The 16,447-nt window shown below is 52.4% G+C and carries 18 protein-coding genes; 8 read left to right on the top strand and 10 right to left on the bottom strand.

What is annotated here, in order from left to right:
• Positions 1 to 50 precede the first annotated feature (50 nt).
• Positions 51 to 1,199 carry a lactaldehyde reductase gene (fucO, locus tag HV242_RS13995; protein ID WP_050737001.1) on the bottom strand — a complete coding sequence of 383 codons (1,149 nt, stop codon included), beginning with the start codon at positions 1,197 to 1,199 and terminating at the stop codon, positions 51 to 53.
• Positions 1,200 to 1,226: 27 nt separating this feature from the next.
• A complete protein-coding gene (gene fucA / locus HV242_RS13990; RefSeq protein WP_020883353.1) occupies positions 1,227 to 1,874 on the bottom strand; it encodes an L-fuculose-phosphate aldolase in 648 nt (215 codons plus the stop codon).
• Between the two features lie 544 nt (positions 1,875 to 2,418).
• Here fucA and fucP point away from each other — a divergent pair.
• The 5 genes from fucP (at position 2,419) to fucR (ending at position 8,265) form a co-directional block, all read left to right on the top strand.
• Positions 2,419 to 3,729: an L-fucose:H+ symporter permease gene (gene fucP, locus HV242_RS13985; protein WP_050737180.1), complete on the top strand. Its 1,311-nt coding sequence runs from the start codon at positions 2,419 to 2,421 to the stop codon at positions 3,727 to 3,729.
• Between the two features lie 30 nt (positions 3,730 to 3,759).
• Positions 3,760 to 5,535 (top strand): L-fucose isomerase, encoded by a 1,776-nt coding sequence (fucI, locus tag HV242_RS13980; RefSeq protein ID WP_050737000.1) that lies wholly within the window; start codon positions 3,760 to 3,762, stop codon positions 5,533 to 5,535.
• 102 nt (positions 5,536 to 5,637) lie between these two features.
• A complete protein-coding gene (gene fucK / locus HV242_RS13975; RefSeq protein WP_050736999.1) occupies positions 5,638 to 7,056 on the top strand; it encodes an L-fuculokinase in 1,419 nt (472 codons plus the stop codon).
• Between the two features lies 1 nt (position 7,057).
• The gene (gene fucU, locus HV242_RS13970; protein ID WP_020883358.1) at positions 7,058 to 7,480 is read left to right on the top strand and encodes an L-fucose mutarotase; all 423 of its coding nucleotides are present in this window, start codon (positions 7,058 to 7,060) and stop codon (positions 7,478 to 7,480) included.
• A 56-nt stretch (positions 7,481 to 7,536) separates the two neighbouring features.
• Positions 7,537 to 8,265, top strand: a complete 729-nt coding sequence (gene fucR / locus HV242_RS13965) for an L-fucose operon activator (RefSeq protein WP_032678450.1) — start codon at positions 7,537 to 7,539, stop codon at positions 8,263 to 8,265.
• A 191-nt stretch (positions 8,266 to 8,456) separates the two neighbouring features.
• Here the strand turns inward: fucR and HV242_RS13960 are convergent, their stop codons facing one another.
• Complete coding sequence (locus HV242_RS13960; RefSeq protein WP_014170703.1) at positions 8,457 to 8,684, bottom strand: hypothetical protein; 228 nt, start codon at positions 8,682 to 8,684, stop codon at positions 8,457 to 8,459.
• 57 nt (positions 8,685 to 8,741) lie between these two features.
• Positions 8,742 to 8,936: a cold shock small protein YmcF gene (gene ymcF, locus HV242_RS24285; protein WP_032669962.1), complete on the bottom strand. Its 195-nt coding sequence runs from the start codon at positions 8,934 to 8,936 to the stop codon at positions 8,742 to 8,744.
• A 125-nt stretch (positions 8,937 to 9,061) separates the two neighbouring features.
• Here ymcF and HV242_RS24160 point away from each other — a divergent pair, with 125 nt between their 5' ends.
• A complete protein-coding gene (locus HV242_RS24160) occupies positions 9,062 to 9,232 on the top strand; it encodes a YnfU family zinc-binding protein (protein ID WP_305961753.1) in 171 nt (56 codons plus the stop codon).
• A gap of 296 nt (positions 9,233 to 9,528) precedes the next feature.
• Here HV242_RS24160 and HV242_RS13955 read toward each other — a convergent pair whose 3' ends face one another.
• Positions 9,529 to 9,747 carry a cold shock domain-containing protein gene (locus tag HV242_RS13955; RefSeq protein ID WP_014170702.1) on the bottom strand — a complete coding sequence of 73 codons (219 nt, stop codon included), beginning with the start codon at positions 9,745 to 9,747 and terminating at the stop codon, positions 9,529 to 9,531.
• Positions 9,748 to 10,032: 285 nt separating this feature from the next.
• On the opposite strand from HV242_RS13955, the gene cspF reads away from it, so the two are divergent.
• Positions 10,033 to 10,245, top strand: a complete 213-nt coding sequence (gene cspF, locus HV242_RS13950) for a cold shock-like protein CspF (RefSeq protein WP_025203826.1) — start codon at positions 10,033 to 10,035, stop codon at positions 10,243 to 10,245.
• 92 nt (positions 10,246 to 10,337) lie between these two features.
• On the opposite strand, the gene HV242_RS13945 is transcribed toward cspF, so the two are convergent.
• The 5 genes from HV242_RS13945 to HV242_RS13925 all read right to left on the bottom strand — a co-directional run bounded on the left by HV242_RS13945 (position 10,338) and on the right by HV242_RS13925 (position 15,345).
• Positions 10,338 to 11,054: an ABC transporter ATP-binding protein gene (locus tag HV242_RS13945; protein ID WP_050736998.1), complete on the bottom strand. Its 717-nt coding sequence runs from the start codon at positions 11,052 to 11,054 to the stop codon at positions 10,338 to 10,340.
• Positions 11,051 to 11,926, bottom strand: coding sequence for an ABC transporter ATP-binding protein (locus tag HV242_RS13940; RefSeq protein ID WP_063858807.1), 876 nt, complete (start codon positions 11,924 to 11,926; stop codon positions 11,051 to 11,053). The genes HV242_RS13945 and HV242_RS13940 overlap by 4 nt, the downstream gene beginning before the upstream one ends.
• Entirely contained in the window at positions 11,923 to 13,197 is a 1,275-nt protein-coding gene (gene livM / locus HV242_RS13935; protein ID WP_020883360.1) for a high-affinity branched-chain amino acid ABC transporter permease LivM, read from the bottom strand. Before livM ends, HV242_RS13940 begins: the two co-directional genes overlap by 4 nt.
• Before the next feature lie 11 nt (positions 13,198 to 13,208).
• Positions 13,209 to 14,123, bottom strand: a complete 915-nt coding sequence (locus HV242_RS13930) for an ABC transporter permease subunit (RefSeq protein WP_025203827.1) — start codon at positions 14,121 to 14,123, stop codon at positions 13,209 to 13,211.
• Between the two features lie 100 nt (positions 14,124 to 14,223).
• Positions 14,224 to 15,345, bottom strand: a complete 1,122-nt coding sequence (locus tag HV242_RS13925) for a branched-chain amino acid ABC transporter substrate-binding protein (protein ID WP_020883361.1) — start codon at positions 15,343 to 15,345, stop codon at positions 14,224 to 14,226.
• A gap of 425 nt (positions 15,346 to 15,770) precedes the next feature.
• On the opposite strand from HV242_RS13925, the gene HV242_RS13920 reads away from it, so the two are divergent.
• On the top strand, positions 15,771 to 16,439 hold the full coding sequence (locus HV242_RS13920; RefSeq protein ID WP_020883362.1) for a YecA/YgfB family protein: 669 nt from the start codon (positions 15,771 to 15,773) through the stop codon (positions 16,437 to 16,439).
• Positions 16,440 to 16,447 lie beyond the last annotated feature (8 nt).

The following is a 16,447-nucleotide window of genomic DNA, read 5'->3' as shown; positions in this document are numbered from 1 at the left end:
CTGCGTCACCCGGCCCAGAAGGGGCCTCTAAACCGGGTAACGCAGTCGCACTACCAGGCGGTATGGTACAGCTCGCTAATATCTGCCAGGCTCGCTTCCCGTGGGTTGCCAGCAGTACAGACATCATCATATGCCGCCTGGGCCAGCATCGGGATATCTTCTTTTTGTACTCCAGCCTCACGCAGATGGAGCGGGATGCCCACATCGTGATTAAGCCTGAAGACGGCATCCACGGCAGCATTGCGCGCGTCCGTAAGGCTCAGTCCTTCAACCTTCACGCCCATCGCCCGTGCAATATCGCGGAATTTATCGCCGGTAAAGTCAGCGTTGTAACGCATGATATGAGGCAGCAAAATGGCATTCGCCACGCCGTGCGGTGTGTCATAAAAAGCACCCAGCGGGTGCGCCATACCGTGAACCAGCCCCAGGCCAACATTGGAAAAGCCCATGCCGGCAACATACTGGCCCAGCGCCATCGCCTCGACGGCATCTCGATCGCCCTTGACTGAATCGCGCAGTGCGCCGGCAATAATCTCAATCGCCTTGATGTGTAGCGCATCGGTCAAGGCCCATGCGCCCCGGGTGATATACCCTTCAATCGCATGGGTCAGCGCATCAACGCCGGTTGCTGCTTTCAGCACTGGCGGCATACCGTCTATCATATCTGCATCGATAAAAGCGACCTGCGGAATGTCGTGCGGATCGACGCAAACAAATTTACGCCGCTTCTCTTCATCAGTGATCACGTAGTTAATGGTCACTTCAGCCGCTGTTCCGGCTGTAGTGGGAATGGCCAGAACGGGTACGCTGGGGTTACGGGTTGGGGACAGGCCTTCAAGGCTACGAACATCCTTAAACGCCGGGTTATTGCTGATAATACCGATTGCCTTACAGGTATCCTGAGGCGAGCCGCCCCCGATAGCGATAAGGTAATCTGCGCCGCTGTTCTGAAAAACACCCAGCCCTTCCTGTACTATTCCGATTGTCGGGTTAGGAAGCACGCCGGAGTATATTTCCCAGGCCAACCCCGCTTCGTCCAGCTTATCCGTGACCTTCGCCACCACGCCACACTGTATCAGCGTCCTGTCGGTGACAATCAGCGCTTTTTGATAGCCGCGACGCTTTACCTCATCGCAAAGCATCCCTGTTGCGCCCCGGCCAAACCAGGCCGTTTCGTTCAAAATCATTCTTTTCGCCATGGCATTTCTCCTGTTTGCTATGCGATGTCATTCTTCAATGCGCAGTCCGTAGGTTTTGAATTTTTCCAGCACAATGGCGATAGCATCGTCATCCAGTACCGGGACCGGATCCGTTATTGCCAGCGTGCAAAGGTACAGTTGTGCCAGTACTTCAACTTCATGCGCCAGCCACAGGGCTTTTTCCAGATTTGCTTCACAGGCAATTAAGCCGTGGTGCTGTAACAGCGTTGCTTTGCGGTTCCTGAGGGCAAAGGCGACATAGTCGGACAACTCGCGTGTCCCAAATGTGGCATATGGCGCGCAGGGTATGGAATTACCGCCTGCGGCGGCAATCATGTAATGAATGGCCGGGATAGGGCGGTTAAGAATAGACACGGCGGTACAGTGCACCGCATGGTTATGCACCACCGCCTGCGCATCCGGGCGCGTCTGGTAGGCGGCCATATGGAAACGCCACTCGCTGGAAGGCAGTTTGCCCTGTTCATGCTGACCGTCGGCATCAATATAAACGATGTGTGACTCCGTCAGTTTTTCATAGGGGATCCCCGTTGGCGTTATCAATATCCCGTCCTGATAGCGCACGCTGACGTTGCCAGCCGTGCCCTGATTTAACCCCAGGCGGGTCATTTCCAGGCAGGTATCAATAATCTGCCGCGCCAGTCTATTTCGTTCCATTTTTTTACCTCTCTTGATGATCTAAAGCACCAGCAGGACAAGCCTGTTGTCCTGATGAATTAACCGTATATTTGCGCACCATCTTTATAGGGAATAACGCTAAAAGAATTCCGGTGGTTTCACTTTGTGATCGCCGTCAATTAATAGTCGGGAATTGATCCTTATTCGATTAATTCATTTCGGTAAAAATGACCGATTCAGAAGATTTTTATTCAAACAGTCGTTTTGATGATTTTTACCGTGAAAATGCCCGTTTCCGGAGTAATGCATTAAATCGGTCACTGGGGTTGTGGTTTTTCATGTTTATTTTCCCCGATGGGGGTTGTTTTTATTAAATTTAAAGTGATAACGATCACATAAAAATATCGCGTTGCCGTTAAATGTGATTGTCATCATATTCGCCCCCCTTTTTTACATGAAAATGCATTCACGAGATCATTCCGATCGCCAGATTCGCGCCAGTAAGAGTAAAGCACCTTTTTATTTTTACCGTCTGGCAAGAAAGGAAAGTCACATTCTGACGCTTCTGACTAACGAGGGTGTTATGGGAAATACAACAATACCAACGCAGAGTTTTCGTGCGGTCAATGCCGGGCAAGCCCAGCGTTACATTATTCCTTTCGCGTTACTCTGCTCACTGTTTTTTCTTTGGGCAGTCGCTAATAACCTGAATGACATTTTACTCCCCCAGTTTCAGCAAGCCTTTACCCTGACAAACTTCCAGGCTGGCCTGATACAATCTGCGTTCTATTTCGGCTACTTTGTCATTCCAGTTCCTGCCGGGATACTGATGAAAAAACTCAGCTATAAGGCAGGTATTATTACCGGGTTGTTTTTATATGCCATTGGTGCTGCATTATTCTGGCCTGCGGCTGAGTTAATGAATTATACATTGTTTCTTGTCGGTCTTTTTATTATAGCGGCGGGGTTAGGTTGCCTTGAAACTGCTGCTAACCCCTTTGTGACAGTGCTGGGGCCAGAGAGTGGCGGTCATTTCCGTCTTAATCTGGCGCAAACTTTTAATTCTTTTGGCGCTATTATTGCCGTTGTGTTTGGACAAAGCCTAATTTTGTCTCACGTGCCGCATCACTCTCAGGCGGTACTCGATAAAATGACGCCAGAACAGCTAAGCATTTATAAGCACAGCCTGGTGTTATCCGTACAAACGCCTTATATGATTATCGTGGCAATTGTATTGTTGGTCGCCCTGCTGATTATGTTGACCAAATTTCCGGTCCTTCAGAGCGATAATCACGTCGACGGCACACAAAGCACATTTTCTGCCTCTCTTTCCCGTCTGGTCCGTATTCGCCACTGGCGCTGGGCGGTGCTGGCGCAGTTCTGCTATGTCGGCGCGCAAACTGCCTGCTGGAGCTATCTGATCCGGTACGCTATTGAAGAGATCCCCGGTATGACGCCAGGTTTCGCCGCCAACTACCTGACCGGCACCATGGTGTGCTTCTTCATCGGTCGTTTTACCGGTACATGGCTAATCAGCCGCTTCGCACCGCATAAAGTACTGGCCGCTTATGCCCTGCTTGCCATGGTGCTATGCCTGTTCTCCGCCGTATTCGGCGGCCATTTCGGTCTACTGGCCCTAACGCTGTGCAGTGCATTTATGTCTATTCAGTACCCAACCATTTTCTCCCTTGGGATTAAGAACCTGGGTCAGGACACCAAATACGGCTCGTCATTCATCGTCATGACCATTATCGGCGGCGGGATTGTGACGCCGGTCATGGGCTTTGTCAGCGATGCTGCAGGCAATATCCCAACAGCAGAACTGGTTCCGGCAGTGTGTTTTGCCGTCATCTTCATCTTTGCCCGTTTCCGTTCGCAAGCGGCAACGAATTAAACCTGTATCCGAAAACGTGAGGGATCTGTCATGAAAAAAATCAGCTTACCGAAAATAGGTATCCGTCCGGTGATTGATGGTCGTCGTATGGGGGTTCGTGAGTCTCTGGAGGAGCAAACCCTGAATATGGCCAACGCCACCGCCGCGCTGCTCACTGAAAAGCTTCGTCACCCCAACGGCGAGCAAATTGAATGCGTCATTGCTGACAGTTGTATTGCGGGGATGGCCGAATCTGCCGCCTGTGAAGAAAAATTCAGCAGCCAGAACGTCGGCGTGACCATCACCGTGACGCCGTGCTGGTGCTACGGGAGCGAAACGATCGATATGGACCCCATGCGTCCGAAAGCCATCTGGGGTTTTAACGGGACTGAACGTCCGGGCGCCGTTTATCTCGCCGCCGCGCTGGCTGCACACAGCCAGAAAAGGATCCCGGCATTTTCTATTTATGGTCATGATGTCCAGGACGCCGACGACACCTCGATTCCCGAAGATGTTGAGGAAAAACTGCTGCGCTTTGCGCGTGCCGGTTTAGCCGTCGCCAGTATGAAAGGGAAAAGCTATCTCTCCATTGGGGGGGTGTCGATGGGGATTGCCGGTTCCATCGTCGACCCTAACTTCTTCGAATCCTGGCTGGGGATGAAGGTACAGGCAGTTGATATGACTGAACTGCGCCGCCGCATTGATCAGAAAATCTTCGATGAAACCGAACTGGAAATGGCGCTGGCCTGGGCGGACAAAAACTTCCGCTACGGCGAAGACCAGAACGCGCAGCAGTATAAGCGTAACGAAGCGCAGAACCGCGAGGTGCTGAAAGAGAGCCTGCTGATGGCGATGTGTATCCGCGACATGATGCAGGGCAACCCAGCACTGGCGGAAAAAGGGCGGGTGGAAGAATCGCTGGGCTACAACGCCATTGCGGCAGGCTTCCAGGGCCAGCGTCACTGGACCGATCAATACCCGAACGGCGATACCGCCGAAGCGTTGCTTAACAGCTCCTTTGACTGGAATGGCGTGCGTGAACCCTTTGTCGTCGCGACCGAAAATGACAGCCTCAACGGCGTGGCGATGCTAATGGGCCACCAGTTGACCGGCACAGCACAAGTGTTCGCCGACGTGCGCACCTACTGGTCTCCAGACGCGGTAGCGCGCGTGACCGGTCAACCGCTCAGCGGTCTGGCTGAGATGGGTATTATCCACCTGATCAACTCCGGCTCTGCGGCTCTCGATGGCTCATGCAAACAGCGCGGCAGCGATGGCAAGCCAACGATGAAACCATTCTGGGACATTAGCCAGCAGGAGGTTGATGCCTGCCTGGCGGCCACCGAATGGTGTCCGGCGATACATGAATATTTCCGCGGCGGCGGTTTCTCTTCTCGCTTCCTGACGGAAGGCGGCGTGCCGTTCACCATGACTCGCGTGAATATCATCAAAGGTCTTGGCCCGGTTCTGCAGATTGCAGAAGGCTGGAGCGTGGAACTGCCGAAAGAGATGCACGATCAGCTTGACGCCCGTACCAACTCAACCTGGCCGACCACCTGGTTTGCGCCACGTCTGACGGGTAAAGGTCCCTTTACCGACGTTTATTCCGTGATGGCGAACTGGGGGGCAAACCATGGCGTGCTGACCATCGGCCACGTCGGCGCTGACTTCATCACCCTGGCATCAATGCTGCGAATTCCGGTCTGCATGCATAACGTGGAAGAGTCGAAGGTCTATCGTCCTTCCGCCTGGGCTGCGCACGGCATGGATAGCGAAGGCCAGGATTACCGCGCCTGTCAAAACTATGGCCCGCTGTACAAACGTTGAGTAAACGTCTTTGCCCGGTAGCGTATGTTTACCGGGCCTGTAAAACACCGAATTGCAGGCCGGATAAGCGACACGTTAGCCGGCGACGTTTCAGGAGTTGCTATGAAACAAGAGGTTATTCTGGTTCTCGACTGCGGAGCGACCAATATGCGGGCCATTGCCGTTGATCGGCAGGGCAAAATTATCGCCCGTGCCGCTACGGCAAATGCCAGCGACATCGCCATAGAAAATAGCGCCTGGCACCAGTGGTCTCTCGAGGCCATTATGCAACGCTTCGCGGACTGTTGCCGCTCGCTGAAGACGAGTCTGGCAAACTGTCGCGTTCGCGGCGTCACGGTGACCACCTTCGGCGTTGATGGCGCGCTGGTCGATGAGCACGGCAGGCTGCTCTACCCAATCATCAGCTGGAAATGCCCACGCACTGCCGAAGTGATGAAAAATATTGGCCGCTTGCTGTCACCTCAGCGGCTTCAGGACATTTCCGGCGTGGGGGCATTTGGCTTCAATACGCTGTATAAGCTGGTGTGGCTAAAAGAAAATCACCCGCAGCTGTTGGAACAGGCACACGCCTGGCTGTTTATCTCGTCGCTGATTAACCACCGTCTGACCGGCGAATTCACCACCGACGTTACTATGGCAGGGACCAGCCAGATGCTGAATATTCAACAGCGCGATTTCAGCCATGAAATTTTGCAGGCGGCGGGTTTGCCGCGTCGGCTCTTCCCACGTCTGGTGGAAGCCGGTGAGCTCGTCGGTAAATTACAATCTGATGCTGCCCAATGGCTTGACCTGCCCGCCGGTATCCCGGTGATTTCCGCCGGACACGATACCCAGTTTGCGCTGTTTGGTGCAGGTGCCGCGGCGGATGAACCCGTCCTCTCCTCGGGAACATGGGAGATCCTGATGGTGCGCAGTGCGCAGGTCAATACGCCACTGCTCAGTCGCTACGTCGGTTCTACCTGCGAACTGGACAGCCAGCCAGGGCTGTATAACCCTGGCATGCAGTGGCTGGCATCCGGCGTACTTGAATGGGTACGTAAACTGCTTTGGACCGAAGAGACGCCCTGGCAAACGCTGATTGAGACAGCCCGCCGCATACCCATGGGGTCCGAAGGGGTGAAAATGCACTGTGATCTCCTCGGCTGTCAGCATGCAGGCTGGGAGGGCGTCACACTCAACACCACACGCGGTCATTTTTATCGCGCTGCGCTGGAGGGCCTCACCGGGCAGCTGGCGCAGAATCTGCGCACGCTGGAAAAGATTGGTCACTTCAACGCGACTGAACTGCTGCTGGTCGGCGGTGGCAGCCGTAACATGCTGTGGAACCAGATCAAAGCCAATATGCTCGGCATCCCCATCAAGGTACTTGATGATGCAGAAACCACTGTCGCGGGGGCAGCCCTGTTTGGCTGGTACGGGGTCGGAGAATTTACGAGCCCGGAACATGCCAGAGCGCAGGTGCATTATCAGTACCGCTACTTCTTTCCGGAAACCGAATCTGCACCGATCGAGGGAGTTTGAGATGTTAAAAACGATTTCACCGTTAATATCACCTGAACTACTGAAAGTCCTGGCCGAAATGGGCCACGGCGATGAGATTATTTTTTCTGATGCCCATTTCCCCGCCCACAGTATGGGGCCGCAGGTTATACGCGCCGATGGGCTAAAGGTCAGCGAATTGCTGCATGCGATTATCCCGCTGTTTGAGCTCGACAGCTACGCGCCGCCACTGGTGATGATGGCTGCAGTTGAGGGTGACTCCCTCGATCCCCGTGTTGAGGCTCGCTATCGCGATGCGCTTTCACGTCAGGCACCCTGTCCGGCAATTACCCGCATTGACCGCTATGCGTTTTACGCACGTGCCAAAAAATCCTTTGCGATCGTTGTCACAGGGGAGTGTGCTAAATACGGGAATATTCTTTTAAAAAAGGGGGTAACGCCGTAATCTCATGCCGGTGCGCCCGCCAGCGCGGGCGTGTATCGAATGATGGGTGAGAAAAAATGAAAGAGGCACGTCAGCAAACGATTATCGACCTGTTGATTCAGCATCATAGTCTGACGACGGACGTTTTATCCACCCAGCTTAACGTCAGTAAAGAGACCATTCGCCGCGATCTCAGCGAACTGCAGGCGCAGGGAAAAGTGCTGCGCAACCACGGGCGGGCGAAATATATTCACCGGGAAAACCAGGACAGCGGCGATCCTTTTCATATTCGCCTTAAGAGCCACTTCACGCATAAAGCGGATATCGCCAGAGAGGCGCTGGAGTGGATTGAAGCCGGGATGGTCATTGCCCTGGATGCCAGCTCAACCTGCTGGTATCTTGCGCGGCAACTGCCTGACATCGATATTCAGGTCTTTACTAACAGTCACCCTATCTGCCTGGAACTGGGCAAACGTGAACAGATTCAACTTATTAGCTCCGGCGGTAAACTCGAGCGTAAGTATGGCTGCTACGTTAACCCCTCGTTGATTTCACAACTCAAACTGCTGGACATCGACCTGTTTATCTTCTCCTGCGAAGGGATAGACAGTCATGGAGGGTTGTGGGATTCCAACAGGGTCAACGCTGGCTTCAAATCGCTGCTACTCAAGCGCGCTTCTCAGTCTTTATTGTTGATAGATAAGAGTAAGTTTAATCGTTCAGGGGAGGCCAGAATTGGGCACCTGGATGAGGTAACGCATATTGTGTCTGACACACAACTGAATGAATCAGGGCTGAGACAATAAGCCACCTGACATATTATGACGCAATTAAGTCTATTAGGGATGTGTTTGTTCGCGATAGCGTTAACGTATTATTCATTCCGTATAAGATTTTTAACGCGGGGAGGGTAAACAAAAGATGTTAGCAGCACAAATAAGAAGGGGATTACCCTTAAACAAGGGCATCTACAAGAACAGCAATACATTCAGAGTAATTATAAATATTTCTTAGCCGCATCCAGAATTTCCTGAGAAGTCAGCTCCCTGTCCGACGCCACATAAACCACTTCATGATCGCCGGTCAGAGAAGGAAAACCTGCGGACATTATCTGCAGGTTTATCGCTTCACCATTCGGATATTCCTGCCGTATGGATGTAATACCCTTAAGCACGGTGACAACATTGCTCGGTTTACCATTGAAAAAGACGATGACTTTCTTCATATCTCACCTTGTTGGTCGTTATCTGCTTAAGCACCTTCTCTGTGAAGGCGAGGGGAATCAGGACGGCGCGAAAATTTTTGTCTGGCTGTCAGGTCTGTCTGCGAATGTCATCGTCGATTTGCAGAAAATGCATTTAGCGCCATACGGATTTTTTTCAGACACATCAAAAATCGACGTTCTGTATTGGGAGCCATGACAACATGGGCATCTGAAGTGAATATTTAAGTTGATATCATTTACCTTTTTTAACATTAGCGGTATTTAATTTTCGAAAAAGCGTTGCATTTGTACTTTCTTTGGTTTTTGCAATCATTCGGAAATAAAAGCAAGCAATCATCTTCGTGAACGTGTATGGTGACAGTCGTTTAAATCAGGAGATGCCTATGTCAGGACGTAAAAATACACAATTCCGTCGCAATTACTTAGTTAAATGTCCATGTCCAAACTGTTCAAAAGACTCTGAGCATAGTTTCAGCCGTGTACAAAAAGGGGCTCAACTTGTCTGCCCACACTGCAGCACTCTTTTCAAAACCGCTCAAAAATTCTAAAATGCATTTGCCAGATGATGAATTTGCGTCTTTAAAGACGATCTCATTTGGCAAAGCAACATTGAAGAAGTGATGCTTTTGGAGGTTGCCTGACCTCTTACGCACTTTGATATTTTACAAGCAGCTCGCTTCTGCTTTAAGACTCTTCGTGCAGCAGACCTGCACTTCATCACATCGGTCAGCACACTCTTTCTACGAGAAAAATATGCTGACCTGTTGCTCAGAAAAAGCCTTCTAATCCAGGACCCGTCTACTCAGGAAAAATCCATCATCGTGATCGCGGGTCCGTGATAACTTTATCTATCGCAAAGTATTACGCTTGCAGCAGCAGGGCCTTTTTCGCCACTCTGGATAGCAAATTCGACCTTCTGGCCTTCAAAGAGAGTTTTAAAATCATCGCCCTGGAGAGCAGAAAAGTGCACAAACACATCTTTGCTGCCATCGACAGGAGAGATAAAACCGAAACCTTTATCTTCGTTAAACCACTTAACCAAACCTATAATTCTTGAAGACATGCAGACTCCTTGTGAGTATTTGAAATGCTAAGAAACGTATAATATTAAACGTATGGACTCAAAAGGAGGGGATATCAGCGATAGCGCCTGGTTATGAGGACTGCCGGGTAAAATTTTTTACGCTCGTGTGTGGATTAAACCAACGACTTCATTAATGCATGAGGAGGGAGAATTAGCAATTTTTATTTTAGCCTTCCGGAAGGCTCACATAAAAAGTGTCACGCTGCATTAGCTTAAAATTAATTTGTGTGTATAGTTAATGCATGTTTTCTAAGAGGATCTTATTTGTCTCGTAAAATGACAGGAATTGTCAAAAGTTTTGATATGCACAGTGGCAAAGGCCTAATCATCCCTTCAGATGGTCGAAAGGACGTTTTTCTCCACATTTCAGCCTTTAATAACAACGAAAAAGAAACGCTCCTTCCCGGGATTCGCGTTGAGTTCTGTCGTATCAACGGACTCAGCGGACCGATGGCCGCAAATGTCTATCTTTCATAAATAATCAGCGAAGATGTTAATAGCGGTAAATTGAATCACCCGCGTCGTATCGCCTGACATATAGTTACATTTATGCGCGACATGCGTATGAATTACACTCCGCCTAAATAGGCTTTTCTTACCTCCTGGTTTCCCAGCAACTCCTCGCCGCTGCCGCTGAGGTGAATTTGCCCGTTGACCATGACGTAGCCACGGTCAGAAAGCTTCAGAGCATGATGCGCATTTTGCTCTACCAGAAAAATGGTCATGCCGTTGCGAGCCAGCTCGCGCAGCGTCTGGAAGATCTGCTTAACCACTATGGGCGCCAGACCCAGGCTGGGTTCATCCAGCAGTAGCAGTTTAGGGCGGCTCATTAGCGCGCGGGCGATGGCAAGCATTTGCTGTTCTCCGCCGGACATGGTCATGGCTCGCTGTTTACGGCGTTCTTTGAGGCGCGGGAACAACTCAAACATGCTCTGCATATCGTCGGCGGCAAATTGATTGCCGACAGGAATGGTCCCCATCAGCAGGTTCTCTTCAACCGTCATATCCGGAAAAATACGCCGCCCCTCGGGAGCCTGTGCTATGCCGCCGGAGGCCACATAGTGGGTAGATTTATGGCTGATGTCTTCGCCGCAAAACAGGATTTGCCCGTTACGAATACGCGGTTGGCCAAAAATAGACATCAGCAATGTCGATTTACCCGCGCCATTCGCGCCGATAAGCGCCACCGTTTCCCCTTTATGCACTTCGAGGGATACCTGCTTCAGCGCCTGGATCACGCCATAGAACACATCCACCTCGCGAAATGCCAGCAGCGGCTCATTCATAGAGTGACCTCGCTTTCATCGGTGCCCAGATAGGCGGCAATCACCTTTTCGTCATGCTGGATCTGCTCAGGTTTCCCCCGGGCAATCACATCGCCATGGTCGAGCACAATAATGTCGTCCGATATTTCCATCACCATCCCCATGTCGTGCTCAATCAGTAATACCGTTATGCCGTGGTTGTCACGCAGAAAACGAATAATGTTACTCAGCTTATGTGTCTCTACCGGGTTCAGCCCGGCGGCGGGTTCATCCAGACAGATCATTTCCGGGCCGGTGCACATGGCCCGCGCGATCTCCAGGCGCCGTTGTTGACCGTACGACATCTCGCCCGCCAGGCGGTTGGCGCACTCCACAAGATCGACCACCTCCAGCCAGTAAAAGGCCCTGTCCAGCGCGTCGTTTTCCGCCCGTCGGTACGCTGGCGTATTGAATACGCCGGCCAGCAGGTTGCGATTGACGCGCATGTGCTGTGCCACGAGCAGGTTTTCCACGACCGACATCTCGCGAAAAAGACGAATATTTTGAAAGGTGCGCGCAAGTCCGGCGCGGTTCACAAGGTGAGTGCCGCCGAACATTTTGTAGAACAGGCGTTGCCCAAACTGCGCAGGGTGGATCCAGTCCCCTGGCTGGAAGTTTTGCCCGAGGATCTGAATGACGTTGGTCGTCTTATTGCGCGTATTGAAGAAAATATTGCCGCCGGAAGCCTTATAGAAACCGGTCAGGCAGTTGAAGACGGTGGTTTTTCCCGCGCCGTTTGGGCCAATAAGCGCAGTAATTGAACCGCGCTGCACGTCCAGGTTGACGTCGTTTAACGCCTTGATCCCGCCGAAATGCATCATCAGATGTTCAACGCTTAATATCGTTCCGTTCATGGCGCTACGCCCTTACGCACGGCAAACCCGCTGCGGTTAATGCGGATCAACCCGCGTGGACGCCAGATCATCATCACCACCATCAGCATGCCAAACAGTAAAACCCGGTACTCGGCAAAACTGCGCAGCAGCTCCGGCGTCACTGTGAGCACGAACGCCGCCAGCACCACGCCAAGCGTTGAGCCCATACCGCCGAGCACCACAATCGCCAGGATCAGCGCCGATTCAAAAAAGGTAAACGATGTCGGGTTGACAAAGCCCTGATAAGTGGCAAAAAACACCCCGGCGATGCCGGCAGTCGACGCACCCAGCGTAAAGGCCGAGAGCTTGACCAGCACATGATTTAATCCCATTGAGCGACAGGCGATTTCATCTTCCCGCAGGGCTTCCCATGCCCGACCAATCGGCATCCGTGTCAGACGATGCTTGATATACAGCACCAGCATCACCACCAGGAACAGCACCGTGTAGATAAAGATAAACTTCATATTCGGGTTGTAGGTCAGATGGAAAAATTCGTGAAAGGGTACGCCTCCTTCTTTGGCACGGCGGCCAAACTCCAGTCCGAAAAAGGTGGGAGGCGGGGCAGAAACGCCGTTCGGGCCACCGGTGAAGGTCAGCCAGTTGTTGAGGATCAGGCGAATAATCTCCCCAAAGCCAAGCGTGACGATCGCCAGGTAATCACCGTGCATGCGCAGCACCGGAAAGCCGAGCAGGGCGCCGGCCGCGGCAGCCATAATTGCCGCCAGCGGCAGCATGCTCCAGAATCCTAATCCCAGATACTGATACCCCAGCGCCAGCCCGTAAGCGCCGATGGCATAAAAAGCGACATAACCGAGATCCAGAAGCCCGGCCAGACCGACCACAATATTCAGCCCGAGACCGAGAAGCACGTAGATAAGCCCAAGAATGGCGACGGTGAGCACGTACTTGGTGGCAACAAAGGGAAAGCAGATCGCAAGGGCGATAATCAGCGGGATTATCCAGCGCATGCGGCTTTTGTATTCCGGCGGCCGGACATAAACCCCCGCGCTGTCGGCTTCAAAACGTGCCTGGAAACGTGCACCCGGAGCGGTGCCTAAAAAAGCGCTCAGCAGAAAACGGCCCAGCATCACGATGCCGACTATCCATGCGAGCCGCTGTCCGGCGAAATTAAAGCTGTATCCGTCCAGCACCACGCCGGCAATCGGGCCAAAAATTATTAACGCAATCAGCCCGGAAAAAATGGCGTCCAGAATGCAGCGCTTAAGCGAAAAGCCGTGAGAGGTCATCGTATTCTCCTTCACACTTTGGCGACAATCGGGCGGCCAAGCAGACCCTGAGGACGAAAAATCAGGATCAAGACCAGCAAGCCAAACGAGAACACATCTTTATAATCTGAGTTCACCATGCCGGAAAATTGCGCCTCGGCGACGCCCAGAATCAACCCGCCGAGCATCGCACCGGGCAGGGAGCCAATCCCGCCGAGCACCGCTGCGGTAAACGCCTTGATGCCAATGACAAATCCGACGTAGAAATCGAAGGTGCCGTAATTCATGGTGATGAGCACACCCGCCAGACCGGCCATCGCCGCGCCAATCACAAAGACCAGCGAAATGATTCTGTCGGTGTTAATGCCCAGAATGGAGGCCATTTTGCGGTCCTGCTGCACCGCACGGCACATCCGCCCAAGCCGGGTATTGTTGATTATCCATGTCAGCAAGAGCATGCCGGCGAACGAGGCAACCAGAATAAACACTTTGGTGTAGGTTATCTGAACGAACCCCTCACCGATATGCAGGCGAAGTACGCCATCCAGCATCGTGGGCACCCCTTGCTGACGTGGCCCCTGGCTCAGCTGTGCGTAGTTTTGCAAAATCAGAGACATCCCGATGGCGGAGATAAGCGGTGCCAGACGGGTAGAGTTGCGTAGCGGCTTATAGGCAATGCGCTCGATAGTCCAGCCGTAAACACCGGTCACCACAATCGTGAAGATCAGCGTACCGAGGATAAGCAACGGGAACGACTGCAGGCCGAAGAAGGAGAGCAGCGCCAGGCCAATGGCGCAGAGGTAGGCGGAGATCATATAGACTTCGCCGTGGGCGAAATTAATCATACCAATGATGCCATACACCATGGTGTAGCCGATGGCGATTAATCCATACACGGAGCCCAGCGTTAAGCCATTTATTAACTGTTGCAGGAAGAATGTACTCATCATAGCGCGCTCGTTATTTTAAGCTGCGCGGCACGCGCAGCCTGATGTTTATTACGCGCCGACAGGCGAACCTGCCGGCGTTGAGCGTGACTCCGTCCCGTTACTGAACTTCCTTATATTTTCCGTTATCGTCCCACTGATACACCACGTAGTCAGACACTTTCAGATCGCCTTTGCTGTCCCAGGCTTTTTTGCCCATAACCGTGTCGACGGCATTGGCTTTCAGCCATTCGCTGGCTTTGGCCGAGTCTTTACCACCCGTAGCCTTGAAGGCCGCGGCAATGGCCTGAACGGAGGCATAAGAGTAGAGGGTGTAACCTTCAGGCTCGAATTTTCCGGCGCGGAATTTCTCAATGACCGCTTTCCCATCCGGGATCAGACGCGGGTCCTTACCAAAGGTCATATAAATCCCCTTGGTATATTGTGGCCCACCCGCCGCGGTCACCATCTCTTCGTTGACGATACAGTCGCCGGAGAAGAATTTCGCCTGCACGCCCTGTTCACGCATCTGGCGAACCAGCGGGCCGGCTTCAGGGTGACAACCGCCGAAGAACACCACATCCGGCTTTTGCGCGCCGATTTTTGTCACCAGCGCGTTAAAGTCTTTCTCACCACGGGATAAGCCCTCATACATCACATCCTGAACCCCGCGCTTCGCCAGCGCAGCTTTAGTGGCGTCTGCCAGCCCCTGACCGTAGGTGTCTTTGTCATGGATGATGACCACACGTTTGGCTTTCAGCTTATCGATAATGAAATCGCTGGCGACCTGGCCCTGCTGGTCATCGCGACCACACATGCGGAACATATCGGTCATGCCTCGTTCGGTAATGAGCGGGTTGGTCGAGCCGGGGGTAATGGCAAGGATCCCCGCGTCGCTGTACACCTCGGAGGCGGGCATTGTGGAAGAGGAGCAGAAATGGCCGACCACCGCGTTGACTTTATCCTGGTCGACCAGACGGTTGGCGACGGCCACGGCTTGTTTCGGCTCGCAGGCATCATCCCCCTGAACCAGCTTAATCTTCTCGCCGTTAATGCCGCCTGCGGCGTTAATGTCTTCAGCGGCCTGCGTTGCACCGTGCCAGTACTGATCGCCATAGGTGGCGTTTGGACCGGTAAACGGCCCGGCCACACCAATGACAATATCTGCATGCGCAGAAAATGCCGTCACCAGACAACCGGCCAGCACGAGAGAAAGGGGAGTTCTGATAAATTTCAGCGACATTATTATGTTCCTTAGCAAAGAGGTTTTTGCACCACGGCGTAAACCCGGATGCCGATGGCGCAGCCAATCCAAAAACACGAGCAAGAACAAAATGCACTAAACGAACAAGATCCAGACAACGCCTGCGTAATACGGCGAGGTTTCCCTGCGCAGGTTCGCGCGAAGAACATTAAGCAAAATCGTTGCCAGAATGGTTAACCCATTGAGCGGGTTGTGACATGTTTGAGTATAGAGTGCGGTGATATGGCACCTTGTGGGACGCGATGAAATTACAGCGGAGATCACATATCGTTAACAACAAAGCCCATAAGTTGTGCAATGGTCACGATTTGCACGTTTTTGCAGCAATAAAGACCTAAACTTCAGATAGGAAAGCCGTGAGATATGTGTCAGGATCTTTTCCTTTTTTATCAGGAGTGTCAGCGATGACTGAAGGCCCATTGAATGAAAGCGAAATGGCGTGGCTTGAAGAGACATTAATGTCTTACGGTCATGACGATGCGTCCGTGATTGACGTGTCTGAACTGGACGGCATGCTTACCGCAGTCCTTTCCGGCCCTGTTGTCGTTGAGCCAGATACCTGGCTGGTGGCCGTGTGGGGTGGCGAGAAATACATTCCGCGCTGGAAAAACGATCGTGAAATGCACCGTTTTATCGATCTCTGCTTTAAGCATATGAACGACATTGCTGAGCGCCTGAGCGAATACCCGGATCAGTTTGAGCCGATGTTTGGTTACAACGATGTCGACGGCGAGAGCTATACCGTTGTTGAAGAGTGGTGTTATGGCTATATGCGCGGTGTGGCGCTGACGGACTGGTCAGCCTTACCGGAAGCACTGAAGGCCGATCTTGATGCGATTGCGCTGCACGGTACAGACGAGAACAGCGAGAAGCTGGATGAGCTGAGCGAAGACGAATATAAAGCCAGCATTGAGAGCATTCAGCCTGCGGCTCTGCGTTTGTACAATTACTGGGTGGACAACCCACAGCAGCCGGAAGCAAAAAAACCGATTGTTAACGGCACAAAGGTCGGGCGTAACGATCCGTGTCCGTGCGGCAGCGGGAAGAAGTTTAAGAGCTGCTGTTTGCACTAATAAAAAGG

The sequence above is a fragment of the Enterobacter sp. RHBSTW-00593 genome, from assembly GCF_013784105.1.
Taxonomy (GTDB): domain Bacteria; phylum Pseudomonadota; class Gammaproteobacteria; order Enterobacterales; family Enterobacteriaceae; genus Enterobacter; species Enterobacter ludwigii.
This window is presented reverse-complemented; position numbering and strand designations above follow the sequence as displayed.